This is a genomic window from Porticoccus sp. GXU_MW_L64 (assembly GCF_052983295.1).
In genome coordinates this window covers 76,498-103,029 of the sequence record NZ_JBRKJK010000010.1, presented here as the reverse complement: position 1 = coordinate 103,029, position 26,532 = coordinate 76,498, and the positions used below count along the sequence as shown (strand labels likewise).

At 55.7% G+C, this 26,532-nt stretch carries 19 protein-coding genes; 7 read left to right on the top strand and 12 right to left on the bottom strand.

Annotated features, from left to right (window positions below):
* Positions 1 to 50: 50 nt before the first annotated feature.
* The gene (locus tag ACVBEJ_RS09810; protein ID WP_447129452.1) at positions 51 to 7,439 is read right to left on the bottom strand and encodes a beta strand repeat-containing protein; all 7,389 of its coding nucleotides are present in this window, start codon (positions 7,437 to 7,439) and stop codon (positions 51 to 53) included.
* 487 nt (positions 7,440 to 7,926) lie between these two features.
* Positions 7,927 to 8,373, bottom strand: coding sequence for a DMT family transporter (locus ACVBEJ_RS09805; RefSeq protein WP_447129451.1), 447 nt, complete (start codon positions 8,371 to 8,373; stop codon positions 7,927 to 7,929).
* Between the two features lie 183 nt (positions 8,374 to 8,556).
* On the opposite strand from ACVBEJ_RS09805, the gene ACVBEJ_RS09800 reads away from it, so the two are divergent.
* The gene (locus tag ACVBEJ_RS09800) at positions 8,557 to 8,676 is read left to right on the top strand and encodes a phage integrase N-terminal SAM-like domain-containing protein (RefSeq protein WP_447129501.1); all 120 of its coding nucleotides are present in this window, start codon (positions 8,557 to 8,559) and stop codon (positions 8,674 to 8,676) included.
* 400 nt (positions 8,677 to 9,076) lie between these two features.
* Here ACVBEJ_RS09800 and ACVBEJ_RS09795 read toward each other — a convergent pair whose 3' ends face one another.
* The 9 genes from ACVBEJ_RS09795 to ACVBEJ_RS09755 form a co-directional block, all read right to left on the bottom strand.
* Positions 9,077 to 10,255: an MFS transporter gene (locus ACVBEJ_RS09795; protein WP_447129450.1), complete on the bottom strand. Its 1,179-nt coding sequence runs from the start codon at positions 10,253 to 10,255 to the stop codon at positions 9,077 to 9,079.
* Positions 10,256 to 10,288: 33 nt separating this feature from the next.
* Positions 10,289 to 10,501: a hypothetical protein gene (locus tag ACVBEJ_RS09790; RefSeq protein WP_447129449.1), complete on the bottom strand. Its 213-nt coding sequence runs from the start codon at positions 10,499 to 10,501 to the stop codon at positions 10,289 to 10,291.
* A gap of 112 nt (positions 10,502 to 10,613) precedes the next feature.
* Positions 10,614 to 11,033 carry a hypothetical protein gene (locus ACVBEJ_RS09785; RefSeq protein WP_447129448.1) on the bottom strand — a complete coding sequence of 140 codons (420 nt, stop codon included), beginning with the start codon at positions 11,031 to 11,033 and terminating at the stop codon, positions 10,614 to 10,616.
* Entirely contained in the window at positions 11,030 to 13,057 is a 2,028-nt protein-coding gene (gene ligA / locus ACVBEJ_RS09780) for an NAD-dependent DNA ligase LigA (RefSeq protein ID WP_447129447.1), read from the bottom strand. Before ligA ends, ACVBEJ_RS09785 begins: the two co-directional genes overlap by 4 nt.
* A gap of 8 nt (positions 13,058 to 13,065) precedes the next feature.
* Positions 13,066 to 13,974, bottom strand: coding sequence for a cell division protein ZipA (gene zipA, locus ACVBEJ_RS09775; RefSeq protein WP_447129446.1), 909 nt, complete (start codon positions 13,972 to 13,974; stop codon positions 13,066 to 13,068).
* Between the two features lie 63 nt (positions 13,975 to 14,037).
* Positions 14,038 to 17,541: a chromosome segregation protein SMC gene (gene smc / locus ACVBEJ_RS09770; RefSeq protein WP_447129445.1), complete on the bottom strand. Its 3,504-nt coding sequence runs from the start codon at positions 17,539 to 17,541 to the stop codon at positions 14,038 to 14,040.
* Between the two features lie 217 nt (positions 17,542 to 17,758).
* Positions 17,759 to 18,985: a c-type cytochrome biogenesis protein CcmI gene (gene ccmI, locus ACVBEJ_RS09765; RefSeq protein WP_447129444.1), complete on the bottom strand. Its 1,227-nt coding sequence runs from the start codon at positions 18,983 to 18,985 to the stop codon at positions 17,759 to 17,761.
* Positions 18,985 to 19,461, bottom strand: coding sequence for a cytochrome c-type biogenesis protein (locus ACVBEJ_RS09760; RefSeq protein ID WP_447129443.1), 477 nt, complete (start codon positions 19,459 to 19,461; stop codon positions 18,985 to 18,987). Before ACVBEJ_RS09760 ends, ccmI begins: the two co-directional genes overlap by 1 nt.
* Before the next feature lie 90 nt (positions 19,462 to 19,551).
* On the bottom strand, positions 19,552 to 19,995 hold the full coding sequence (locus tag ACVBEJ_RS09755) for a hypothetical protein (RefSeq protein WP_447129442.1): 444 nt from the start codon (positions 19,993 to 19,995) through the stop codon (positions 19,552 to 19,554).
* Between the two features lie 183 nt (positions 19,996 to 20,178).
* Here ACVBEJ_RS09755 and ACVBEJ_RS09750 point away from each other — a divergent pair, with 183 nt between their 5' ends.
* Positions 20,179 to 20,403, top strand: coding sequence for an AbrB/MazE/SpoVT family DNA-binding domain-containing protein (locus ACVBEJ_RS09750; RefSeq protein ID WP_447129441.1), 225 nt, complete (start codon positions 20,179 to 20,181; stop codon positions 20,401 to 20,403).
* Complete coding sequence (locus ACVBEJ_RS09745; protein ID WP_447129440.1) at positions 20,400 to 20,786, top strand: type II toxin-antitoxin system death-on-curing family toxin; 387 nt, start codon at positions 20,400 to 20,402, stop codon at positions 20,784 to 20,786. The genes ACVBEJ_RS09750 and ACVBEJ_RS09745 overlap by 4 nt, the downstream gene beginning before the upstream one ends.
* Positions 20,787 to 20,980: 194 nt before the next feature.
* On the opposite strand, the gene ACVBEJ_RS09740 is transcribed toward ACVBEJ_RS09745, so the two are convergent.
* Positions 20,981 to 21,634 (bottom strand): TetR/AcrR family transcriptional regulator, encoded by a 654-nt coding sequence (locus tag ACVBEJ_RS09740; RefSeq protein ID WP_447129439.1) that lies wholly within the window; start codon positions 21,632 to 21,634, stop codon positions 20,981 to 20,983.
* Positions 21,635 to 21,795: 161 nt separating this feature from the next.
* Here ACVBEJ_RS09740 and ACVBEJ_RS09735 point away from each other — a divergent pair, with 161 nt between their 5' ends.
* From ACVBEJ_RS09735 to ACVBEJ_RS09720, 4 genes are read left to right on the top strand one after another with little or no spacing between them, the layout of a single operon-like run.
* Complete coding sequence (locus ACVBEJ_RS09735; protein WP_447129438.1) at positions 21,796 to 24,039, top strand: TonB-dependent receptor; 2,244 nt, start codon at positions 21,796 to 21,798, stop codon at positions 24,037 to 24,039.
* A 38-nt stretch (positions 24,040 to 24,077) separates the two neighbouring features.
* Entirely contained in the window at positions 24,078 to 24,821 is a 744-nt protein-coding gene (locus ACVBEJ_RS09730; RefSeq protein WP_447129437.1) for a glutathione S-transferase family protein, read from the top strand.
* Between the two features lie 2 nt (positions 24,822 to 24,823).
* Complete coding sequence (locus tag ACVBEJ_RS09725) at positions 24,824 to 25,747, top strand: bile acid:sodium symporter family protein (RefSeq protein ID WP_447129436.1); 924 nt, start codon at positions 24,824 to 24,826, stop codon at positions 25,745 to 25,747.
* Positions 25,748 to 25,750: 3 nt separating this feature from the next.
* On the top strand, positions 25,751 to 26,521 hold the full coding sequence (locus ACVBEJ_RS09720; protein ID WP_447129435.1) for a cyclase family protein: 771 nt from the start codon (positions 25,751 to 25,753) through the stop codon (positions 26,519 to 26,521).
* Positions 26,522 to 26,532 lie beyond the last annotated feature (11 nt).

Below are 26,532 nucleotides of genomic sequence, written 5' to 3'. Positions count from 1 at the left end.
ACAGCGCTGCGGCGACCCCTGCCATTTGCAAAGGTCGCCGCAATGGGTGGTTAGGCCACCTCGAAGGTATCGATCATGGCTTGTGTTGCCGCCATGTCCGCTACTTCCATGCTGTCGCCAGCGGCTTCTTCTACAGCGGGAGCCGAGGAATCAGAGGCCGGAACAGCCGCGTCTTCATCCGACAGGTCGGTAAACATGGCCGATTCCACAGCGAGAATTGTGTTCTCCACTGCAAAGTTGGCCTCGGTCAGATCTGCCGCATCCACACCGGTGAGAGTGATAACATCACCATTACCGAAGTCGATCACGGTATCCTCACCGTTGTTCACCGCCAGGGCCAGGGCCGCTGCCGCATCGTCCACCAGATCAACCACCTCGATCACGTCATCGTTGACATCAAAGTCGGTAACGGTGTCGGCATCGCTGCCCTCCCGCACCACAAAGCTGTCAAGACCTGCGCCACCGATCAGGGTGTCGTTGCCAGCAGAGCCATCCAGCGAGTCATTGCCGCCGTTGCCGTTCAGCACGTTGGCATTGTCGTCGCCGATCAGGGTGTCGGCATTCTGGGAACCGGTGACGTTCTCAAAGCCGGACAGTACGTTAAGACCCGCACCGCCAGAACTCGCTGCCACCGCTGCCGCGTCACCGGCAACAATATCGTCGAAGGTCGCCGCATCCACCTGGTCGTTGAGGTCAACCGTGACACCGGCTGGGGCTGCCGAGAACAGAACCGTATCGATGCCTGCGCCGCCTTGAAGGAAGTCGTTGCCGGCAAAACCGTGGATGGCATCGTTGCCTGCGCCGCCGTTCAGAACATTGACTTCGTTGTTGCCGAACAAACCATCGTTGAAGTCGGTGCCGATCACATTCTCAAAGTCATCAATCTCGTTGAGAATGTTGGCAGCCGGCACAACGCCGCCCACCGCAACCGCTCCCGGAGGTGCATTGAGGAAGCCACCGTCCTGCCCGGGCGTGCCGTTGGCACCGGCGGAGTTCACGTCCAGATCGACGATCACACCGTTAAAGGTGCCGGGCAAGCCGGTAACCGGCGCTGCCAGGAAGCCGGACAGGTTCAGCGTGTCGGAGCTGCCCGGGTTCACAGTGACATTGGTGCCCAGGAAATTCTCGATACTGGTGAAGGTGTCAGTGACCACGGTTTCGCCGTTCGGCGCCAGGTAAGTGGCCGTGCCGTTGCCGTTTTCATCCACGGTGACAGTGACGTCCGCAGCGATGTCAGCGAAGGAGATGGTGTCGCTGCCTTCACCACCGTCGATGGTGTCGGGGCCCCCACCGCCTTGCAGGGTGTCGTCGCCTTCGCCACCGATCAAGGTGTCGGCACCACCGCCGCCAATCAGGGTGTCGTCGCCGCCGCGACCGTCAAACACATTGGCCGCCGAACCGGTAGCGGTAATGCTGTCGCCGTCATCGGAGCCGATGATGTTTTCGATGGAGGTCAGTGTGTCGGTTTCCGTCACTTCGACGAATACATCGCTGCCATTCACATCACCACCGGCGTCTTGCACCACATCCAGCACAACCGGGCCGTTTTCGCCGCGCACATTGTTGTGGATATGAATGGCAGAGAAGCCCGCCACCGGCAGCAGGTCAGAGGTGGCCAGGCCGGTCACGCTCAGGTCTGCGGAGTAGCTGATGGAGCCATCCGGGGCCACAATGATAGTCAACGTACCTTCGCCAGTGGCTTCGGAATCCGATGTGGGGCCCGGCTCTTGCGCGGCATCCAGAGTGGCAGACAATACCAGGGTGCGGGTGCCGTCTTGTGCTGTGTTGTCAGACACAACGGTGTCCAACTGACCGCGAATTTCACCGCCGTTAAAATCGTTGGTGTGGATATTGAAGTACAGGTTGCCCGCCTCCGCTTCGGTAATAAAGTCGTTGGACAGGTCCGGATTCAATGTGGCGTTTTCACGGAGCATGGCCGGGTCTACCGCCACGTTGTCTACAGCAACGCTAAAGCCGGTTTCGCGGATGGCTGCGCCGTTACCCATGGCATCGACAGTAACGTCTACGGGCACATCCAGATCAGAGAAGTCCGCCGTATCAAGGCCTGCGCCACCGTCCAGGCTGTCATCACCCAGGCCGCCGCTGACCACATCATCGCCATTGCTGCCCCGGAAGGAATCATTCCCGGAGCCCAGCAGTACATCCCCTTCCAGGATGCCGTCAGTGCTGTCTACATCCAGCTCGCCAGAGGCACCGGACGCGTCGATGGCAATACCGTTGCCGCCGCTGATGGTGCCCTGGTTGACGATCTCGCTGCCATTGACGTTGACACCATCTTCGATAAGGATGCCCGCGGCACTTTCGGAGGCGATAAGGCCGGAGTTCTCGATAACGGTATCCAGCTCCGCTTCGTCTTCACCAGAACCGTTAAAGAAACGTACCCCGGCATTGACTTCGCCTTCACCGCGAGCCTGAATGGTACCGCTGTTGTCAATATCGACAATGTCGCTGACAGCGTCTTCCGCCGCCGAGCCTACCTGTGTGGAAACGCCGGATCCGCTGTTGCCCTCGCCGGCATCAATGGTGCCACTGTTTTCGATACTGATGCCGTCGGCAGTGCCATCTACATACACAGTGCCGTTGCGTTGGTCGCCGGTGCCGATCACATCGCCCTGGTTTTCAAAGCTGAGGTTATCGCCATCCAGGTTCACGGCGCGGCTGTCACTGCTGATTATTCCATCAACGCTGTTGACCACCGTGCTGCCTGCGTGGTCGCCAACACCGAAGTACAGGCCATTATTGACACCGGAAATCACCCCGTTGTTGGTCAATTCGCCCTGGAAGTTCACACCATTGGCAATGCGCACACCGGCGGTGGCGCCCTGGCCACTCTCGGAATTGATCACACCATCGTTGGTGATTTCACCCACAAAGGTAGAGCCGGCGTTAAACAGGCGCAGACCGTCGCCGGCGGTGTTTTCACTGGCGGCGGCCTGGCCGCGACCTTGCAGATCACCGGTATTCAGGATGTCGGCACTGGTTTCGCCTTCTGCACTCAGTTGCAGGGAAATCGCTGCACCGTTGTTGCCATCACCAGCGTCCACCAGACCGCTGTTGTCGATAACAAAATTGTTGGCGGTGCTGTCAGAATAAATAGTGCCGTTGCGCTGATCGCCGGTACCCAACACGGTACCTTGGTTGACAAAAGTCAGGCCATCGCCGTCGATATTCACCGCGCGGCTGTCACTACTGATCACACCGTCTACTGCGTTGGTGGCCACACCGTTGGTGTGGTCGCCAGTGCCGAAGTACAGGCCGTTGTTGTCACCGGAAATGGTTCCAGAGTTGTTTAGAGTGCCCTGGAAGTTCACACCGTTGGCAAAACGAACACCAGCAGTAGCGCCCTGGTCACTTTCGGAATCGATGCTGCCACTGTTGTCGATGCTGCCCACAAAGGTGGAGCCATCGGTAAACAGGCGCAAACCATCACCGGCGGTATTTTCGCCGGCGGCGGCCTGGCCGCGTCCCAGCAAATCACCGGAGTTGATAATGGTGGCGTTGGTGTCACCTTGGGCAGCCAATTGCAGGGAGATGGCCGCGCCATTGTTACCCTCACCAGCATCCACCAAGCCGCTGTTGTCAATGGTGTAGTTGTTGGCGGTACCATCGGCATAAATGGTGCCGTTGCGCTGGTCGCCGGTACCCAACACGCGGCCTTCGTTGACAAAGGTGAGGCCGTCGCCATCGATATTCACCGCGCGGCTGTCGCTGCTGATGGTGCCACTCACTTCGTTGGTGGCCACGCCGCCGCTGTGGTCGCCAGTGCCAAAGTACAGGCCGTTATTAACACCGGAAATTTCACCCAGATTGCTGAGTTCACCCTGGAAGTTGACGCCGTTGCTAAAACGCACTCCAGCAGTGGGACCTACTGCGCTCTCGGAGTCGATAGTGCCAATATTGATGATGTCACCAGTAAAGGTGGAGCCATCGGTAAACAGACGCAGGCCGTCTCCGGCAACGCCCTGATCCGCAGCGCCCTGGCCACGGCCTTGCAACGTGCCGCTGTTGGTAATTTCCACATTGGTGTCACCCTCTGCCCCCAGTTGCAGGGCAATGGCTGCGCCATTGTTTGATACACCATCGCTACCTTCGCCAGCGTCCACCAAACCGCGATTGATAATGGTGTAATTGTTGGCGGTGCCATCGGAATAGATGGTGCCGTTGCGCTGGTCGCCGGTGCCCAATACTGAGCCGTTGTTGACAAAAGTCAGGCCATCGCCGTCGATATTCACTGCGCGACTGTCGCTGCTGATTACGCCGCCTTCTTCGTTGGTGGCCACGCCGTCAGTGTGATCGCCAGTGCCGAAGTACAGGCCGTTATTAACACCGGAGATGGTACCGGCGTTGCTCAGATCGCCCTGGAAGTTGACGTTGTTCTGCACAATCACCCCTGCCCGTGGGCCAGTGGCCGCTTCCGAGCTGATGGTGGCGCCAGCCTCGTTGCTGATACTGCCAGAGAAGGTGGCGGATTCATCGCTGGTAAACAGGCGCACACCGCTGGACTGATTGTTGGCGGAAGATTCCGGGTCCACATCGCCACGGCCAACAATGCTGCCGGAGTTGGTGACGGTGTGATTGTCGTCGCCGCTCAGTTGCAGTGATACCCCGTCGCCGTTGTTGCCTTCGCCCGCGTCGATGGTGCCACTGTTGTTGATGGTGACGTTGTCGGCGGTTTCGTTGCTGTATATCACACCGTTGCGCGGGTCATCGCTGGTGACAATGGTGCCGCTGTTGTTCACCGTCACACCGTCGCCAGAGATATTCACACCGCGGCTGGCACTGGTAATGGTGCCACTATTGGTGAGTGAGCCACCGCTGGAATCAGCGGCAAAGTTGACGCCGTTGAAAGCGCCGTCGATGGTGCTGCTGTTGTCGATGGAGACGTTGTTGCCGTTCACCAGAATGCCGTTGTTGTCGGCGTCGATGGGGCTGTCGTTCACGAAATCCACGTTGTCGCCAACAATCTGCACCCCGTTGTCGTTGGCACCGGTGATGATTTCGATGGACGTCAGAGTATCGGTTTCCACCACTTCATCGAACACATCACTGTCAGCGATAGCGCCATTCACATCACCGCCGGCGTCTTGTACCAGGTCCAGCACAACCGGGCCGTTTTCGCCCCGTACATTGTTGTGGAGGTGGATGGCCGAGAAGCCCGCTACCGGCATCAGTTCACTGGTGGCAATACCGGTTACCGACAACTCGGCGCTGTAGGTGATGGAGTCGCCATCTATCACAATGGTTACGGTGCCTTCGCCAGTGGCGTTGGAATCCGATGTGGGGCCAGGCTCTTGCGCGGCATCCAGAGTGGCAGACAGCACCAGGGTGCGCACGCCTTCCACGGTGGTGTCGCTGACAATGGTATCCAGCTGACCGCGAATTTCACCACCGGGGAAGTCGGTGGTGTGAATATTAAAGTACAGGTTGCCCGCTGCCGCTTCGGTGACAAAGTTGCCGGACAGGTTCGGATTAAGCATGGCGTTTTCGCGCAACATGGCGGGGTTTACCACCACGTTTTCCACGGCGACACTGAAGCCGGTTTCCCGGGTTACGGTGCCATTGCCATCGCCATCTACGTTAACGGTAACCGGCACGTCCAGGTCGGAGTAGTCGGCGGTGTCTACGCCGTCACCGCCGTTCAGAGTATCGCTGCCCAGGCCGCCGCTGAATACGTTGGCGCCACTGTCACCGGTGAAAGAGTCGTCGCTGTTGGAACCGGTGAGGTTTTCAATGCTCACCAGGGTATCGGTGACCGTGTTGCCATTGGGAGCTTGATAGCTGGCTTCGCCGTCTTCCAGGCTGGCGGTAATGCCGGAGCCAATATCGGAGAAATCGGCGGTATCAATGCCTTCGCCACCGTCGGTGGTGTCCGGGCCGCCGCCGCCGCGCAACACGTCATTGCCCGCGCCGCCAATCAGGGTGTCGGCACCGCCGCCGCCCACCAGACTGTCGTTACCCATACCGCCGTCCAGCACGTTGGCGCCGCTGTCGCCGGTCAGGGAGTCGTCGCTGTTGGAACCGATGATATTTTCGATGCTCACCAGAGTATCGGTCACGGTATTGCCGTTGGGAGCCAGGTAGCTGGCTTCACCGTCTTCCAGGCTTGCGGTAATGCCGGAGCCGATGTCGGAGAAATCGGCTGTATCAATGCCTTCGCCACCATCGGTGGTATCCGGGCCACCGCCGCCGCGCAGTACATCGTTGCCTGCACCGCCAATCAGGGTGTCGGCGCCGCCGCCGCCCACCAGGGTATCGTTACCCATACCGCCGTCGAGCCGGTTGGCACCGGCATCGCCAGTCAGGTTGTCGTCGTTGTTGGAGCCGATGATGTTTTCAATACTCACCAGAGTATCGGTTACCGTATTGCCGTTGGGTGCGGCGTAGCTGGCTGAGCCTGCGCCCAGGTCGGCAGTTACTGCTGTGCCAATGTCAGAGAAATCGGCGGTATCAGAACCTTCACCACCGTCAGTGGTGTCCGGGCCGCCGCCACCGCGCAGCACATCATCACCACTGCCACCTAACAGGGTATCGGCACCGCCGCCGCCCACCAGGGTGTCGTTACCCGCACCACCGCTCAGGGTGTTGGCGTTGGCATCACCGGTGAGGGAATCGTCGCTGTCGGAACCGGTGAGGTTTTCAATGCTCACCAGAGTATCGGTGACCGTATTGCCATTGGGTGCAGCATAACTGGCTTCACCAGCGCCCAGGTCAGCGGTAATGCCAGAACCAATATCGGAGAAGTCGGCGGTGTCTATACCATCGCCACCGTTGTTGATGTCTGCGCCGCCACCGCCGCGCAGTACATCGTCGCCTGCGCCACCCAGCAATTCGTCGTTGCCGGCATTGCCCACCAAAGTGTCGTTGCCAGTGCCGCCGTCCAGGGTATCGTTGCCATCACCACCAGTCAGCGAATCATCACCGGCAAGCCCCTGAATATTGTCGTCACCGGCCAGGCCATCAATGGCATCTGCCATGGCAGAGCCCACCAGATTGTCGTTGCCATCGGAAGGGCCATCGTCATCATTGTTGTTGTCAATGATCACAGCGGCACCAACCACACCGGCGCCAACCAGCAGCCAGTTGTCTGCCAGGAATTTACCCACACCATTCAACGCGCCGCTACCGGCCAGTTGCTCTACCGCTTCGGCGCTAACCAGCACATTGCCGTTTTGCACCTGAACATCTTTGGCGGCGACTTTTACCACGTCGCCATTTTCAAACACCAGCTCTACGCTACCGTCTGACAATTGTTTTACCCGGGCAACACCCTTGATGCTGTCTGCCTGCACATATTCGTCGCCACTGGCGGCTGAAGCCTCATTGCCAAGGCCGAGAAGTGCCAGAATAGCAGCGGGGGTTAATACCTTGCCATGGCTGCCCTTGTTGCCTTTGGAACGACCGTTGTTAGAGCTACTCATTGGTTTATCTCCGTTGTATGGATTTGGAAAACGGGCAACGCCGAAGGCGCGCCCGGAAGTAAAAAGCCAAAATATCCAATCGATGTTTGCCGTGAGACTTTCGATAGATACCCAATGAGTTGCCGGAAAGGTGAGTTGGGTTCAACGGGAGAAAAAATTTACTGTGAGGGATAAATACGATGCTGAAGGCCTTTGGCCACAACAAGCCGACATTCGATGCAGCCGTAGGGTAATGGATTAGGGGTGTTAACAATCAGGGGTCAAAATTGGCAGCCAAACCACAGCATGTGGTGGATTACGCTTGCAGCTAATCCACCCTACGGTCTTGTCAAGATCGGGTTAAAAATATTAACGTCGGTGCGACCAGGAGGCGCTGAAAACGATCCGCAGTCTTTGCTTATTACATGCTGGCCGCAACGAAAGGTTGAACATAATGGTTCGGGCGATAAGTCACAGCAAGCGCTACTTATCCTTATTCGTTAGGTGTTTAGCCTTTTGCAACTAAAAATACCCCACATATGATGAGTAGCGCACCTGCTACCCGAGCAAATGATAGCTCAATTGTTGGATAGCCTAGCCAGCCGTTTTGGTCAAATAGAAGAGAAGCAATAATTTGCCCACATACAATAGAGACAGCCAAGGCTAACGCCCCCAACTTTGGGACTAAAAATATCGCCATAGCGATGTTAAACGCGCCAAATGCACCGCCTAACCATGCCCACCAAGGAATACTGGATAGTGCCCCAGGTTTGAACCACGGATGCCCTTGAAAAAAACAGATAACACCAAGTAGCACCGTACCAATTGAAAATGAGATAAATGCCGCTTGAACAGGTGAATGAAGCGCGACCCTGAGCTGAGAATTTACGCCAGCCTGGGACGCTAGCGAAAAACCAATGGCAATGGCGCACAGAATAAAAATGTATGTATTCAAATTTCCGGAAGTCTTCATCTTAGTTGAACGGGCCTTCGGCCTGATAACGATTATTATCGGGAATCCAGTTTAATATATTATTGGGCCGTTTTGACCGCTGTAATCACTTGACACTTACAGAGAAAAATATACTGCACATACGAACAGTAATTATCGAAGGGAGACCCAAAAACGAGCCAATTACTGTTCCTTCGGTCAATCTACGAGCATATGCCAGCCAGATATTACAGCCGTAGAACTATAAAATCATATTTATACTGGATCAAGGCGTATATCAATTTCAATCAGGGCAATCGGGCTTAACAACCCCTAAGCCGCCATTCCCGCGCAAGCGGGAATCCAGAAACCACCGACATCCAAGACTTTAGTGCCAAGGCCAACATGGATACCCGCCGCAGCCTGCCCTCGATGTCTTTAATCGGGGGCGGGGATGACACCTCATTGAGGTTATTGTCAGTAAATAATTTTTCAAACCGTAGAAGGATGTTGGCTTTTTGTTGCAAAAATTAACTGGAAAAGAACTGAACCAAACATCCAAATCCAGACACTAACAGACAGGTTTGCGACAGAGAGAAAGGAATCCGCTCAAGGAGCAACAGTATTTTCAGACTGACACTTTGTTTCATTTCGGGGAGCCCCTTTTCCCCGCATTTGAAGTCTTGCCCCATCCCCCAGATGGGGCTTTTTTATTTAGGGAGCAAAGTCAGAACCGGTAAAGTACGCTGCGCTTTACCATCCAAAGCCCCGCTAACAGGGTCATACCGCCAAACAGAGCCACCGCGGGCAACAGGCCGACGCTGCCCACCAGCTGGCCGCAGCTCCAGGCACCGATGGGGGCAGCGCCAAACAGTGACAGTTGATACACCGAAACCATGCGCGATGCATGGGTTTTTGGTGACAGGTCGTGAACCATGGTGCGCCCCAGTACCATGGACCACCCGGATAAAACGCCCCAGAAAAATATTGTAAGAAACAGCCCCCAAGCCGGCAGTTGCAAAGCCAGTAACGCCAGCAGGCCACCGCGAATCAGCAAGCTGACCACCATAAATCGCCCCCCGTGCCAGCGGCTGCCAACACCGCGAATCACCAGCACATTGGCAACCACCACACCGACGGTAAAGGTGAGTTGCAACCCGGCGAAAAAGGCAGCGCCACCGCCGTAGAGTTCGCGAGCCAGCAATGGCAGTACCACCAGATACACCCCCAGCCCCAAAAAACCGGTGGCAAATACCGCAACCAGCAAATGCCGCAGGTGAATGGTTTGCCAGGCCAGCTTCAGGCCCTCGCCGATGGCGTGACGAGAGCGGGTAGCAGGAGCCAGCGGTGGCGCTTCCATCAACAGGCTGCGCCGCAACAACAATCCGGTGGCCACCACCAGCACCATCTGCACAACAATCAGTGCCGCCAAGCCAACGCTGTCGAGCCAACCCGCAGAAAACATGCCGACACTCTGGCAGGCAAATTGAACCAACCCCATACGCGCTACCGCGCGGTCGAGCTGCTCGTTGGCGACTTTGGGCAGTAAACTCTCCCGCGCCGGCTGCACGAAAGCGGTTATCGCACCGTAACAAAAACCGAACAGCACCACTAACCCATAGTCAAGTTGGCCGCTCAGTGCCAGCCACAGTAACAATCCGTAGGGAATTAGATAGAGTAAATACAGGCGCAACAACAGCCGTGCCTGGTGGCGGTTTTCCGATAAAGCCCCCCCCAGAAGCACGAACAACAAGGCGGGCAACATGGCCACCATCTGGGCAAAACCGACACGCTCCGCACTCTCGTGCAGCACCCCCACCACCAGCCAGGGGTAGAGCACAATTTGCAAACCGCCCAGCAGCGAGCCGGTGCCAACACCGGAAAGGAAGTAACGAAAGCCCCGCACTGGGGTCGGATTATGCGATGGGACTGCCACGAATCAGCGGTCGCGGTTGCGCCATTTGCGGAGCCAGGCGAGCAGGGTTCCGGCCACAAAAGCCACCGCAATTACCACCAGCAAGCCAATGATCAGCGCCAGAAAAGCGGCTACCGCCTCATCGGGCGTGTCGAAGATAAGCAGAATCCCCACCAGCAGCACCAGGCTGGCGAACATGCCTAGAATCAGGGTTTTGGGATTTTTAAATTTTGGCATGATCTGTTCTTGTAGGGTGGATTAGCGCAGCGTAATCCACCATCGTGGCAATTATTGGTGGATTACGCTGCGCTAATCTACCCTACGATGCTCCTCGCAATGACAGAGATATTCATAAAGACAATGATTCCCGGCTCCACTCACACTGCAGCCGCAAGTCGTTGTCGCCGGGGGCGTGGAAGTCACCTTCCACTTGCCAGTTAAAACTGTGTACACCGTAAAGTTCAGTTTCCAGTTGTACGGTGGCGGAGACCCAGTACATTTTTTTCAGCAGGGTTTCAAAACGCAGCAACCACTGTGCCCATTCGTATTCCACGCCACGATAGCAGGCGCCGAAGTGCACCACCTGGCAACCCAGCTCATCGTCTTGCATGGGCAAGGCAAACATTTCGCGGCTGAGCAACGGATAACCGTCTCGTTCCGGCAGGGTTTGCAGTGCACAGCAGTTATTTTCGTGGCGGTTGTCGCCATCGCCAAAGCTCATATCCCGGATGCAGCCGTAGACCAAGCTCTCAGAACCCATCATTCTCATTGGAAACTCTCCAACAGTTCAATCAGCTGCTGTTCGTCCATTACTTCAATACCCAGTTGTTGCGCTTTGGCCAGTTTGGAACCGGCCCTCGGCCCCGCCACCACACAGCTGGATTTGGCGGATACACTGCCCGCTACCTTGGCGCCCAGTTGTTGCAGTTTTTCCTTGGCCTCCGAGCGGCTCATGGTTTCCAGTGTGCCGGTCAACACCCAGGTCTGCCCCGCCAGCGGCAACTCGCTTTCAGATCGCGGTGTTATGGCGGGCCAGTTGACTCCGGCCTGTTGCAGTTTTTCAATCACTTTGCGGTTGCTGGCACTGGCAAAAAAGTCGCCGACAAAGTGTGCTACCACCGGGCCCACGTCCTCCACTTCCTGCAGGATTTGTTCGTCTGCCTGAAACAGAACGTCCAGCGATCCAAAATGGTTGGCCAGACTCCCGGCAGTGGCCTCCCCCACTTCGCGAATTCCCAGGGCATAGAGAAAGCGGGGCAAGGTGGTGTCGCGGCTTTTTTGCAGGGCCGCCACCAGATTGGACGCGGATTTTTCCGCCATGCGTTCCAGGCCGGCAAGCTGTTCCACCGTCAGAGCAAACAGGTCGGCGGGGGTTTGTACCAGTTCCCGGTCCACCAGCTGCTCGACGATTTTGTCCCCCAGGCCATCCACATCCAGCGCCTTGCGGGAGGCAAAGTGTTTGATGGCTTCCTTGCGTTGCGCCGGGCACACCAGGCCACCGCTGCAACGGGCCACCACTTCTCCCTCGATCTGTTCCACCGGAGAGTCGCAGGCCGGGCAGGTGCCGGGGAAAACAATATCGCGAGCGTTGTCCGGGCGGCGGTCGGCGACCACGCTCACCACCTGAGGGATCACATCTCCGGCGCGGCGAACCACTACGGTATCGAGAACCTTTAATCCCAGACGCTGTATTTCATCGCGGTTGTGGAGGGTGGCATTGGTTACCGTTACACCACCCACAAACACCGGCTGCAAGCGCGCCACAGGAGTGATGGAACCGGTGCGACCCACCTGAAATTCCACATCCAGCAGTGTGGTCATTTCTTCCTGAGCGGGGAATTTTCGGGCAATGGCCCAGCGCGGTGCCCGGGCCACAAAGCCCAGGCGGTTTTGCAGACTGAGGTCGTTCACCTTGTAGACGATGCCGTCGATATCGTAGTCCAGGCCATCACGCAGCCGGGACAGCTTTTCGTAATAGGTCAGGCAGCCGTCAATATTCTCCACTGCTTGCAAGTGTTCGTTCACCAGAAAGCCCCATTGCGCCAACTGAGCCAGTACACCGGTGTGAGTTTTGGCCAGCTCGCCGCCCTCCACCACACCAACGCTGTAGGCACACATTTCCAGGGGGCGGCTGGCGGTGATGGTGGAATCCAGCTGCCGCAGACTGCCAGCGGCGGCGTTGCGCGGATTAACGAACGGCTTGTCACCCGCTTCACGGGCGGCCTGGTTCATGGCCTCAAAACCACGGCGAGGCAGGTAAATTTCGCCGCGCACTTCCAGCAGTTGCGGGTGGCTATCCCCCATCAAACGCAGAGGAATGGAGCCGATGGTGCGCACGTTTTGGGTGATGTCTTCACCGCTGCTGCCATCGCCCCGGGTTGCGCCCCGCTCCAGCACACCATCGCGGTAAATCAGGCTGATGGCGATGCCATCCAGTTTGGGCTCGCAGGCGTACTCCACCGCGCCATCGCGATTAAGGCGCTCCAATACCCGGCGGTTAAAGTCGCGCACTTCGTCATCGCTAAAGGCGTTGTCCAGAGAGAGCATGGGCATCAGGTGCTGTGCCTGGCGGAACACGTCCAGTGGCGGAGCTCCCACTCGCTGGCTGGGGGAGTCCGGGGTTTTCAGCGGCGGGTACTGGCTTTCCAAATCCTGCAAGCGACGCAACAGGCGGTCGTATTCGCCGTCGGGAATTTGCGGATCATCGAGTACGTAATAGAGGTGATTGTGGTGATTGAGCTGGTCGCGCAGGCGGCTGGCTTCGGCGCTCGCCTCGGCGGGAACAGAGTTCATTGACGACATCAAACCCGCTCAGACAGTGCCCGGCGCTGAAAATCACGCACCCGTTGTTTGTAGTGTTCCACGGTTTGTTTGGTCACCGCGCTGCCGGTTTCGTCTTTCAGCTCGCCACCGAGCTTTTCCATGCAGCCGGCGATGGTTTCCAGCATGGTGCCAAACGCTGCTTTGGGGTCGTCCACCGCTTCCAGGTCGATAAAAAAGCTGATGCCGGGGGTGTGCAGTTCGCCGATGGTGTTGAGGTCGAAGGTACCCGGCTCCACACTGTTGGCAATGCTGAACAGTGCATCGCCGGAACCGTCGCTCTGGCTGTGACGATGGAAAATATCCATGGCGCCAAAGCGCATGCCTTCCTCCACCAGAGTTTCCAACAGCACCTGACCAGCAAATTTCTGATCTTTGCCAGAGCGCAGGTGGAATACCAGAACTTCCTGTGGGCCAGATTGGTTTTTCCGGGCTGTGAAGTCCAGGGTGGTTTGTTCCGGTTTTTCAGCTACGGGCCGCGGGCTACGAGCGGCGGGCTGATCTTCGCGAGATTCAGGCTCGGGCACTGTGGATTCACGGGTTTCGGATGTTTCAGCGGCGACTTCCGGCTGAGGCACCGCCGCTTCTGTCTTCTGTCCTCTGTCCTCTGCCTTCTGGAAAGCAAGCCTTGGCTTGCTTTCCTCCGCCGCCTGGCGAATTTCATCGTTCAGGTGGTCGGCTTTGTCATCGTCGCGCACTTCCACAACCCGGGCGCCGCCATTGGGCAGTTCGCTGCCAAAGTTGTCGTCGTCACCGTCGTCAAAGATGGGCTGTTTGCGCTTCGACATGCGAATGCGGTCGTGACGGGAGTGGCGCGCCCGGCGTATGCCGTCGATCAGAATGGCAATGATCAACAGCGCGCCCAGTGTAATTAGTAGTTCCTGGCTCATATTGTGTTCAGTCCGAATGGTGGATTACGCTGCGCTAATCCACCCTACGTGAGTTTGATATTATCAAGCCTCTGCCAATTCTACCGCTTCATTCACATCCACGGATACCAGCCGCGATACGCCGGGTTCGTGCATGGTTACACCCATTAATTGATCCGCCAGCTCCATGGCGATTTTGTTGTGGGTGATGTAAATAAACTGCACCTGTTCCGACATTTCTTTCACCATGCGAATATAGCGCCCCACGTTGGCGTCATCCAGTGGTGCATCCACCTCGTCCAGCATACAGAACGGCGCCGGGTTGAGGCGGAAAATGGAAAATACCAGTGAAATCGCCGTCAACGCCTTTTCTCCACCGGACAGCAGGTGAATGGTGGAGTTCTTTTTGCCCGGTGGCCGCGCCATAATCGCCACGCCGGTATCCAGCAGGTCGTCGCCGGTGAGTTCCAGGTAGGCGTGGCCGCCGCCAAACATTTTCGGGAACAGCTCCTGAATACCCGCGTTCACCGCATCGAAGGTTTCCTTGAAGCGTGTGCGGGTTTCCCGGTCAATCTTGCGAATGGCGTTTTCCAGCGCCTCCAGAGCTTCTTCCAGATCGTTGTTCTGGGCATCCAGATAATTTTTGCGCTCTGACTCCACCTGATATTCGTCAATGGCCGCCAGGTTGATGGGGCCAAGGCGGGCTATACGGGCTGCCAGTTTTTCCAGTTCCTGCTCCCATTCGCGCTCGTCGGCATTTTCCGGCAGGTTGTCCAGCAGGGTGTCCAGGTCGAAATCCTGCTCCATCACCTGCTCGCGAATGGTGCCGCTGCGGGTGGCGATTTCCTGGGCGGCCAGACGCTCCTGTTCCAGCTTGGAGCGCACCACTTGCAGCTGCTGTTCCAGCTCGTTGCGGCGCTGTTCGTGCTGGCGCATGTCGTGCTCGACAGCTTCCAGTTTGCGGCGGGCTTCGCCCAGTTCGCTTTCTACTTTCAAACGCTGTTCCAGCTTTTCTTCCAACTGGATTTTCAGTTCTTCGCCGGGGTTGTCGTTTTCGGTAAAGCTGGCGCGCAGTTGATCGCGGCGCTCCTGAAGGCGCTGGGCCTGGACTTCCAGGCGGGCAATGCCATCGCGGATGGACTGCAACTGGGTGCGAGTGGATTGCTCGCGCATGGCCAGCTGATGCTGGCGGTCCCGTTCGTGGCGGGCATTCTGGCGAGCCTGATCCAGCTTGGCGCGCAGTTCGTCGCGCTGCTGCATCAGGGTTTCGCGGCGATTGGTGTCGTCTTCCATGGACTCGATGGCCTGCTCCAGCAATTGCCGTGCTTCTGCCAGGCTTTCCTGTTCCAATTGCTGTTGCTGCTGTATTTCTGCCAGTTCCTGTTCCGCGCGCTGGCGGCGGGCGCCGGTTTGTTCCATCTGCACTTCGCTGGCGCTGAGGCGGGAGCGCAATTCGCCAAAGCCGCGCTGCTGATCGCTCCAATCGCGATTGTGGGCTTCCCGTTGCTGCTCCAGCTCCGCCAGCTCCTGAATGTGCTGTTGATGCTGGCCGCTGAGTTGTTCGATGTTCTGTTCCTGGCTGACAATGGCTGCGGTCAGTTCTTCCAGCTCCTGCTTGCGCGCCAGCATGCCAACGCTGGCGTCACCCTTGCGGCTCACCCGCAGCCAGTTGCTGCCCAGCCACAGGCCATCGCGAGTGACCACGGATTCACCGCCGCTCAATTGCGAACGCAGGGCCAGAGCCTGCTCAAGCCCGTCTACCGCGTAAACCCCGGCGAGCAGGGCCGCAGCCGCATCGCTACCGGTGGCCTTGTTCGCCAGTGTGTCGGCTTTGTCGCCCTGGGCATGGGCACTGGCGGCACTGTCAATGAGGATCAATTCGCCCTGTTCAAAAGACTGCGCCAACTCTGCCACAGCGTCGATCTGCTCGATGCAAGAGGCTTGCAGGTAGCTGCCCAGCACGGTTTCGATGGCGGTTTCCCAGCCGTTCTCTACGTTGAGGTTATCCGCCAGTTTCGCGCTGTTGGACAGGTTGTTGCCTTGCAGCCAGTTTTGCGCACCGGCCTCCCCTTCCATGGCCGCTTGTTGCAGGGCTTCCAGCGAGGCATGGCGGCCACGCAGGGCTTGCAGCTGGCCGCGGGCACTGTCCAGTTCGGTGGCACACTGGTTGCCCGCTGTGCGGCTCTGTTCAATGCGTTCGGCGTAACCATCTACTTGTTGTTGCAGGGTTTCCAGGGCCAGTTCCTGTTCCGCCAGTTGCTCCTTGAGCAGTTCGATTTCTTCCTGCATGGGGCTGACACTGAGGCCGGTGGATTCGTCGCGCAGTTTTTCCATGCGCTCAGCCAGGCGGCGCAGCACTTGTTCCAGGTGCTGAATGCGGGATTGCTGTACTTCTGCCTGCTGGCGCGGGGCGGCGGCGGTCTGGTTGAAGTCGTCCCATTGCACCTGCCAGCTGTGCATGGCGTCTTCCGCCTCTTGCAAGGTGGCGGCGGTGAGCTCCTCCGACTGCTGGGCGGTTTCCAGTTGCGGGACAATGTCTTCCAGTTCCGCTTCCCAGGTGGCTATTTTTTCCCGGTCCTGGCGCAGGTGTTCGTCGGTTTCGGCGAAGTTGCGTTCGGTCTGTTCCAGGTCTTGTTGCAGTTCACGGGCGCGATCCTGGGCGTGCTGGATGGCCTGTTCGATTTTTGCCACTTCTGCGCCAATGCCGTAGTAGCGGCCCTGCACCTCGCCAAAGGCATCTCCCAGGTCGGTGTAGCTGCCCCGCAGCTTTTCAATGGCAGTGTCGCAGCTCTGGCGCTCGGTGACCTGAGCTTCGATGTTCAATTCCAGTTCGCTGATGGCCTGTTTGCGGGCCTGATTCTGGTCGCTCAGCTTTTTAAAGCGCAGGGCGTGCAGCTGGGCTTTTTGCAGGCGTTCTTCTTTTTTGTACTCGGCGTATTTTTCTGCGGATTTGGCCTGGCGTTCCAGGCGGCTGAGCTGGCGACCCAGCTCTTCGCGAATATCGGTAAGGCGCTCCAGATTTTCGTGGGTGCGGCGCATGCGGTTTTCGGTATCCCGGCGGCGCTCTTTGTATTTGGAGATACCCGCTGCCTCCTCGATGTACACCCGCAGCTCGTCGGGCTTGGCCTCAATCAACCGGGAGATCATGCCCTGTTCGATAATGGCGTAGCTGCGCGGCCCCAGGCCGGTGCCCAGGAAGATGTCGGTGATGTCCCGGCGGCGGCATTTGTTGCCGTTCAGGTAGTAGGTGTTTTGGGCGTCGCGGGTGACTTTGCGCTTGACGGAAATCTCCGAATAGCTGGCGTACTCGCCGCCGAGGGTGCCACTGGTGTTGTCGAACACCAGCTCGATGGAGGCCTGGCCCACCGGCTTGCGGCCACCGGAGCCATTGAAGATCACATCGGTCATGGATTCGCCACGCAGGTGCTTGGCGGAGGATTCCCCCATCACCCAGCGCACCGCGTCGATGACATTGGATTTGCCGCAACCGTTGGGGCCCACAACGGAGCACATATTACTGGGAAAGCTGACGGTGGTCGGGTCCACAAAAGATTTGAACCCGGCCAGTTTGATGCATTTGAGCCGCATGCGATGACAATCCAACAAAGAAAAGTTAATTGGGCGATTTTACACGGTCGACGGGAAGGTACAACGGAAGAAAGTCGGGTTTTGGGAGCCTGGCCCTATATCGTCATTGCGAGCGTAGCGAAGCAATCTCCACCCAGTTACCACCTCACTTACGAAGTCCTCTGCCACACTGGTCAAGATTGCCGCGGCCTTCGGCCTCGCAATGACGGTGGTAATTTTACAGTTTGGTATCTATCACCAGCGGCAACAAGTCACCCGTCCCCACCGGCACAACCTGCAGCTGGCTTTGCAAGTCTCCCGGCTGAGCTTTAACGCCACCAGATAGGGAGATTCGTGCCATTACCGAGACTTCACCCAGGTCTGCCAGGCTGGTGCCGGGCAGCATCAGGTTGCTGTCGTCCAGTGTCACCTCCACTGGCATGGGGGAAACCGGCAGGCGTTTGACCGCCAGCGGTGGGCCCACATTGATGCCAGCGGCGCGAGCGATAATAAACAGGCTGCCCTGCCGGGGCAGGTCGAGATCCGCCGCCAGGCTGACCACCAGTTTGATTTGGCCACGGGCAAGCTGTGACTGCTGCTCCGGCGTCAACCCGGCCTCCGCCTTGGCCAGCTCTGCCTTGAGTTGCTGAGCGGTGGCGTGTTGCGGCGGCAGCGCCTGTAACACTTTGCGCCAATCCCGTACGGCGGTGGCAAAGTCGCCTTCCTCGAAAGCGATACGACCATTCAGACCCAGTACCGCCAGGTTATCTGGCACCTGTTGCAGTATGCGGCCGGTGAGGGATTTGAGCTCTACCAACTCCACCTGGTCGCGCAGGCTGAAGGCCACTTGCAGGTATTCCTGCATCAGAGTGACATCCTGCCCGCCGGACAGCTGGTCGGCACGGCGATAGGCAGCCAGGGCTTTGTTGAGTTGCTCCTGTTCCGTATTCAGGCGGCCGCTGAGTACCCAGTAATAGAAGTTATCCGGCTGTTCCAAAAGGCGCTGTTCAATACGCTGCAACACCTCGGCGCGCATGGCCACCGCCTCTGGCCTGCCCCGGGATTGCAGCAGGGAACTGCGCTCCAACTGGTCGACAATGGTCAGGTCGTCGCTGGCTCCCAGTTTCAGGTACATCCACAGGGCGACCGCAGGCAGAGCCACCACCAGAACAATCACCAACCATAGGGATTTACCCACTTTCGAGTGCGACCCTGATCCGCAGTGTTGGTTTTCTGCCAGCAAACTGCGTTGCAGTTCGGCACGCAGGGCCGTTAATTCGGTATCGTTAATCTGGCCCTGTTGGTGCTGCGACTCCAGTTCTGTCAAATGCTCCTGAAACAGCTCCGCATTGGCGCTGGACTGGTGCACCTGTGGTGTTTTTTTAGCCGACCGCAGCAGCGGATAACAGACAAACAGCAAAGCCAGTGCCGCCAACGCCGCCAACGGCCACCACAATTCCGCCATCAGCTGCTCTCCTGTTTGTCGCTGCCTTGGTCATTTAACAGCTCTGCCAATTGTTGCTGTTCGCTGTCACTCAATGGCGCTGGCACCACTTGCCGGCGCTGGCGGCGCACCACCAATACAATCACCGCGACACCGGCCAGGGCCAGCAGCAACGGCAGCAGCCACAGGCTGTAGGTGCCGGGTTTGAACTGGGGCATGTAAATAATAAAGTCGCCGTAGCGGTCGATCAGGAAGTCGATAATCTCCCGGTCGCCCTTGCCCTCCTCCAACAAGCGCAACACTGTGCGCCGCAAGTCCACGGCAATGGCGGAGTCGGAATCACTGAGGTTCTGGTTCTGGCATTGGGGGCAGCGCAGATCGTCGATCAGCGCCAGATAGCGAGCGCGGATGTCTTCGCTGGAGAAGGTGTCCAGTTCGGCGCTGCTGGCAGCAACTGAAAACAACAGCAGTCCGGCGGTACAGAACCCGCGTATCATGGAATAGAGCACAATTCGGCCTCAGTGTTTGAAGGCAGGGATTATATCGGTATAACAGCGAGAAATCAGCGCACGAAATGGCACAAATTATTAGACGTTGGAACCAAAATCTTTAATAAACTCATCGACTACATCCATGTCACTTTTACCCAATGGCTGGCCTATAGAGGTACCGTACAAATAGCGGCAGCCGGGAAACATCCTTTCAAGCTCTTCTTTTGATCTAGCCCAAACCTCTCGGCAACCTGCTCTACCTGCCCTTTCCGCTATAATTGGATATCCAGTTTTCCCTTCTGATTGCCACTTTGCCAGCAAAATCATGGTAGCTAACAAACCCTCTGGCTCATCCATATCATATATGTGATCGCCGTTAGCCATTGCTTGTTGATAGCACGCATAATCTTCTACATTTTGATCTATAACCTGCCAGCTATTTCCAAGTAAATTTTTTAGCTTATCGGCACTATCAGATCTGACAAGCATTCCCACGCTGCCATGCTGATAGTCATGAACAGCTATCAAAATCGGCTTCATAAATGTATTCCTTGGTATTCAGCCAAACATGCAATCATTCAAAATGCTCTATGTTTATGAGACAGCTGTGATTTTCCACCTAACAGGTTATCCCCTTCACTCGCAGGTTTTATTGTCGAATCTGTAAGATTAACCTACACTGAGTAATAACATCAGTTATAACTCAAATTAAAGGTCATTGTCATGCTAAAAGTGAAAGTTACGCCGGTAGGCAACTCTATGGGGATTTTGCTTCCAAAAGAAGCACTGAACAAAATGAAAGCGGCAAAAGGCGACACTCTCTATCTGGTAGAAAACCCCGACGGCTATACACTTACTCCCTACCAACAGAATTTTGTCGAACAGGTACAGGCCGCAGAAGACATTATGAAGCGCTATAAAAACACGTTGCGCGAACTGGCGAAATGAAAGAGCCGGTATGGATACTGGGTGACGTGGTAGAGGCTGTACATTCCATGCTCTTGTCGGAGCACGGCGGCGGCGATGGCATTCGGGACAAAAATCTGCTGGATTCAGCACTGGCACGAGCCAAACAAAAATACGCCTACCAGCCAGACATATCCATTTTTGAGCTTGCCGCCACCTACAGCTTTGGCCTCGCCAAGAATCACCCGTTTGTAGATGGCAACAAACGTATAGCATTTGTTATTGGCACACTGTTTCTTGAACTAAATGGTTATACCCTCAAAGCATCTGAGCCCGACGCGGCTGTTGTTTTTGAGAGCCTGGCTGCGGGAAAAATGGGCGAGAGTGAATTGTCGATTTGGTTTAAAGAAAACTCTTGTATGTGATTTTGAATCACAGTCTTTTGTATTTTACGCACAAAATGCCACAAATCATTAGACGCTTGAACCAAAATCTTTAATAAACTCATCGACTACATCCATGTCACTTTTACCCAACGGCTGACCTATAGAGGTACCGTACAAATAGCGGCAGCCGGGAAACATCCTTTCAAGCTCTTCTTTTGATGTAAGCCCTGGTGTTATTTGCCCACCCCCAAACGCAATATGCCGCCAGTAATATACTCAGCGGCCTCCTTGCAAATCCTGCTCAGGTCGCTGGACTTATAGCGACCCTTGGACATTTTCTCCAGCCGTTGGTTTTCGGCAAAAATGTACAGTGTGGTTCCCAGCATAAATTGAAATGCATAATGTGCCTTGCGGTCATTCAAGGTTGGCAAAAGCCGTTTCAGGCAACTAACAAACTCAAGGGCCGGCACATTAAATTCTTCTATGACATCCTCCGGTGGAGGCTCACGCAAAACCGCCACCTGAGCGATTAAACGACAGTAATTTGACCAGCCGGGGTCGCCTTTGATGCTGTGACGCAACAGCGGCTTTGTGAATGCCTCCACCAACCTGGACACCCCTGTTTCTGCTTGCAGATTTTCAAAGTCGATAGCTCTCAGCAGAGTCAGGCGTTCTTCGTGCAAGATGTGCGCACGACGCAATATGACTTCGGCATAAAGCCCTGTTTTGGCGCCAAAGTAATAGTTAATACTCGCCAGGCGTGTCCCTGCCTGTTCGGTAATGTCTCTGACCGATACACCGTGGTAACCGTGGTCGGCGAACAGCCGCTCGGCTACATCCAACAAAATGTTTCGGGTATTTCTTGACGGATTGTCGTTAGAAGCCATGGTTGTATGTCGCTTAATTCTTATATGAGTGCTTTTAATTCTAATTTATCAGATTACAACCTGTATCAGGAAACAATGTTAGATATTGACAAAATGTATGGAACGTTCGTATCATTTTAATGAGAGGTATTCTATAAATATATTATCTGCGGGGTGGAGAAATGCTTAATGTCAACAAGTTGGTCCTTGCGGTTGCAGTGTCTCAGGCCATTCCTATTTATGTAATGGCAGATTCGTCGCTTGAGGAAATCGTGGTAACAGCGCAGCGTCGTGCTGAAAATTTGCAAGATGTACCCATCTCTGTTTCGGCACTGCCAGAGTCGTTCCTGGAAAAAAATGATGTTCGTTCCCTACAGGATCTTTCCGGTGCTGTGCCAGGCTTTTATGCCACCAACAGTGTCAACTACGGCGCAGCGCCACTAACCATAAGAGGTATTGGCGGCGCTAATGGTGGCGGCAACTTTTTTAACGACGAGCCCGTAGCGGTTTACGTGAATGACGTTTATATCTCTCGATTGAGCTTTTCAACCGCCGATTTACTGGATGTTAAAAACATTGAAGTATTGCGTGGGCCCCAGGGCACCTTGTATGGGCGCAATTCCAGTGCGGGTGCGCTTTTGTTGCGCACTGCCCGCCCCACGGAAGAAACCGAAGGCTTTGTGCGCGGCACCATCGCGGAATTTGGTGAACAGCGTATTCAGGCGGCCATCTCCGGGCCATTGAGTGAGTCGCTGCAAGGGCGTCTGGCGTTGGGCAGAACTGATATTGACGGCTGGGGCAATAACAGTTTCGACGGCAGTGACGTTGCTGCAAGCGAGGCAACCACCGCGCGTTTGTCGCTGCGCTACTCACCGTCCGACACATTCACCGGTGACCTGATTCTGGAAACCCAGCGGCAAGACAGTGTACCAGCCACCATCGCCGTTGCCAGCGTAGCACCACTGACCCCCAGCACACCTTTTGTGCGGCGGCCGGATTTGAATGAACGCCTGGACAATAATGAATTTGCGCTCAACGACCCCAACTTCAATGAAGCCGAAACCGACAGCCTGACTTTGTTAATAAACTGGTCGGTTGGCAATCTGACAGTGGATTCGGTCACCGCTTATCGTGACTATTCGCTGGATGGTGCCCAGGATTCCGACGGCACTGAGTTTACGCTCTTCAACAACCAGGGAGTGGTGGCATCCGAACAGTTTTCCCAGGAGATTCGTTTATCGTCGGATAACGACAGTGCCTTTTCCTGGGTTGTCGGCGCTTATTACCTGCAAGAAGATGTAACCATGGATTTTACTATCCGTAACTTTCAGGGGCTTTTCGGTGCTGGTACAGAAGCCACGTTTGATGCGTCACAGGATTTAAGTTCCTGGGCAGTATTTGTCGATGCAACCTGGGATATAACAGAGCAACTTTCTGTGTCGCTGGGTGGGCGTTATTCTACCGAGGACAAAGACTTTACCAATAACCAGACGGTATTTACCATTGGCAACAGTATTCCACTGCCAATACCTTTTGGCCCATTCCCAGCCGGCGCCACTATTCCGGCGGGCATCCCCGTGGCTCCTCCTGGCAGCTTTGCCAGCAGCGAGACATTCAGTGATTTCTCGCCACGCCTTGTTGCCAGCTATGCATTAAGCGAGAACGCGCGTGTATTTGCCAGCTTCACGCAGGCATTTAAAAGCGGCGGCTTCAATTCTTTTGGTTTGGCCCCGGCGTTCGATAATGAAGAGATCGACGCCGTTGAAGTCGGCTTTAAAAGTGAACTGTTGGGCGACCGGTTGCGCTTCAATGGTGCGGCGTTCATTTACGATTACTCCAACCTGCAAGTGCGCCTGCCAGTGCCCACTGGCGGGGTCAGTATAGTTAATGCTGGCGAAGCAGAGGTAAAAGGTCTGGAACTGGAAATGACTTTGGCGGCCAGCGAGAACCTGCAAATTTCCGCCAACGTCTCTTTTCTGGATACTGAATTGGAAGAGTTCTTAACCCAGGAAATTCCAGAGGACCTGTTATTCCTGATTGGTGCCCCTATTCCTCTCAACATGGTCAATGCCGCCGGTAACGAACTGACCCGTGCACCGGATTTGCAATACGCCATCAACCTGGATTACACCACCCAGCTAACCGATACCCTGACTCTGGATTTCAATCTGAATTACCGGCACCAGGACAGCGTTTTCTTCCTGGAAACCAACCAGAGCAGCAACACTTTCGCTTCAGACGGCAGTGACGAATTGGGTTTGCGAATTGCCATAGGGCCAGAGACTAAAAAGTGGCAGGTTGGCATTTTCGGCCAGAACATCACTGACGAACGCACCATCACCCAGGTGACCGCACTCGGAGGGCATCCCAACGCGGCAATCAACGAGCCAGCCAAGTGGGGGCTGGATTTCCGAGTAAACTTTTAGGCTCAGACGGACATTGTCACAAGTAGACGAACGTAAATATGCTAGAGCTGTATCACGCCGCCATTTCAACTTGTAGCCAGAAGGTACGCTTGTGCCTTGCAGAGAAGCGTCTGGAGTGGGTCAGCCACCCGGTGAATTTTGCCACCGGCGACCACTTGACGCAGGAATACCTGCGTCTTAACCCCAACGGCGTTGTGCCAACTTTACTGCACGATGGCCAACCAGTGATGGACTCCTCCGTAATCTGCGAGTACCTGCAAGAGGTTTTCCCCGAGCAAGGGCAACCCCTTATGCCCGCAGACAGCCTTGGCCGCGCTCGCGTGCGTGCCTGGATGCGCTACATCGAAGAAGTGCCAACCACCGCCATTCGCTACTCGTCCTTTAACAAACTGTTTACCGGTTTTTTCGCCAATATGAGCGATGAGGATTTCCAGGCTTATAGCAATCGGCTGCCACTGCGCAAAGGCTTTTATCGTCAATTTGCCGGTACTGGTTTTTCAGAACAGGCCATCAGTGATTCCATGGAGCGGCTGCGGCAAACCGTGGAGCGCATTAACGAGGCAGTGAAAAACCAACCGTTCCTGGCGGGAGAGCATATCTCTTTGGCGGATATCTGTGTGTTGCCGCCACTGGTGAGAATGGAGGATCTGGAATTTACCCGGTTATGGGAAGATTGTGCCCCCTTCAAACGCTGGTACCAACAAATGTGTGCCAGACCCTCTTTTGAGCAGGCCTACTTTGATGGGGCCCGCGTGTCACCAAACAAGCCTCCGCTGGGTTGATGATGGATATTCTAAACGTTAACCAAATTACCTTTATGGGCGTCAACCTGGCGCTAATTGGCACCGTGGCTCTGATGTTGATTATGGTCACCATGGGCTTGACCCTGGACCTCAATCAATTTCGTCGCAGCTTCAAACAACCCAAAGCCATTGTTGTTGGACTGGTGGCTCAATTGGTTCTTTTGCCCACTGTTGCCTTTATTCTGGTCACCTTGTTTGAGCCTGCTTTGCCGGTGGCCATTGGGCTGATTATTCTGGCCTGTTGCCCCAGTGGAGCGACTTCTAATTTCTTTACTCACCTTGCCAGGGGAAGTGTGGCCACTTCCATTTGTTTGACCACACTCAGTGGTCTGGTGGTGATTTTTACCATTCCTCTGATTATTAATTTTGCCTTGGACAAATTGCTGGAAGACGAACAGCAACGCATCTTCCTGCCGGTTATTCCTTCCATGTTGCGCATCTTTGTATTGATCGTATTGCCAGTGATCGTCGGCATGGTGTTCCGATATCTCTGGCCAAGGTTATCCGCACTGATCGAGCCTTGGGCAACGCGATTTTCCTTCGTTACCATCTTGTTCACCATGGCGCTGGTGCTCAAACACGTGGCCCCGGTGTTGCCAGAGCTGATAATAGAAGCTGGTGCCATTACCCTGCTGTTAAACGCCACGATGATGGGCGTGGGTTTTGCAGTGGCGCTTTGGCTGCGTCTGGAAGAAAAAAACGCCCGTTGTATTTGCATCGAAATTGGTGTGCAGAATTACATTTTATCGGTGGTGATTGCCATCGACATGCTCAACAATCCCACCTTTGCTATCGCGCCCATTATCTATTTGTTCGTGATGTACATCACCGTATTCAGTTTTATCGGCTACTGCCGGTTTTTCCGAGATCGCTCATCCGCTCTCACACCTGGATCAACAGGATAGCCTATGCCCAACTTTATCGACATTTCCATGCCTCTGGAGAACGACATTATCTCCGACCCGATTCCGTATAATCCGAAAATTACCTATATGGATCACCAGAATACCTTCGGGCAAGTAGAGCCATTTTTCCCCGGATTAAAGAAAGAGGAATTGCCAGACGGTGAAGCCTGGGCGGTGGAAAAAGTGGAATTAATCACCCACAACGGAACACACCTGGATGCGCCCTACCACTTCCACTCCACCATGAACCAAGGTGAGCGCGCCATCACCATCGACGAAGTACCCCTGGATTGGTGCTTTCGCCCCGGCGTCAAACTGGATTTTCGCCATCTGCCAGATGGCCATGTGGTCACTCGAGCGGAGGTAACCGCCGAACTTGAACGTATTGGCCACGTACTATCCCCTTTCGATATTGTTGTTGTGAACACCCGCGCAGGCAGCGCCTACGGTGATGATGACTACGTGGACGCAGGCTGCGGCATGGGTTACGAAGCCACCATGTGTTTGCTGGAACAAGGGGTTAGAGTCACCGGCACCGATGCCTGGTCCTGGGATGCGCCATTTACCCACACCGCCAAAGCCTACAAGGAAACCGGAGATGCCTCACTGATCTGGGAAGGCCACAAAGCAGGACGAGACATTGGCTATTGTCATCTTGAGAAACTGCACAATCTGGAAAACCTGCCAGACAAGGGGTTCACCATTGCCTGCTTCCCGGTAAAAATCAAAGGTGCCTCCGCCGGTTGGACCCGGGCAGTGGCCATTATTGATTAAAGAGCTGACTA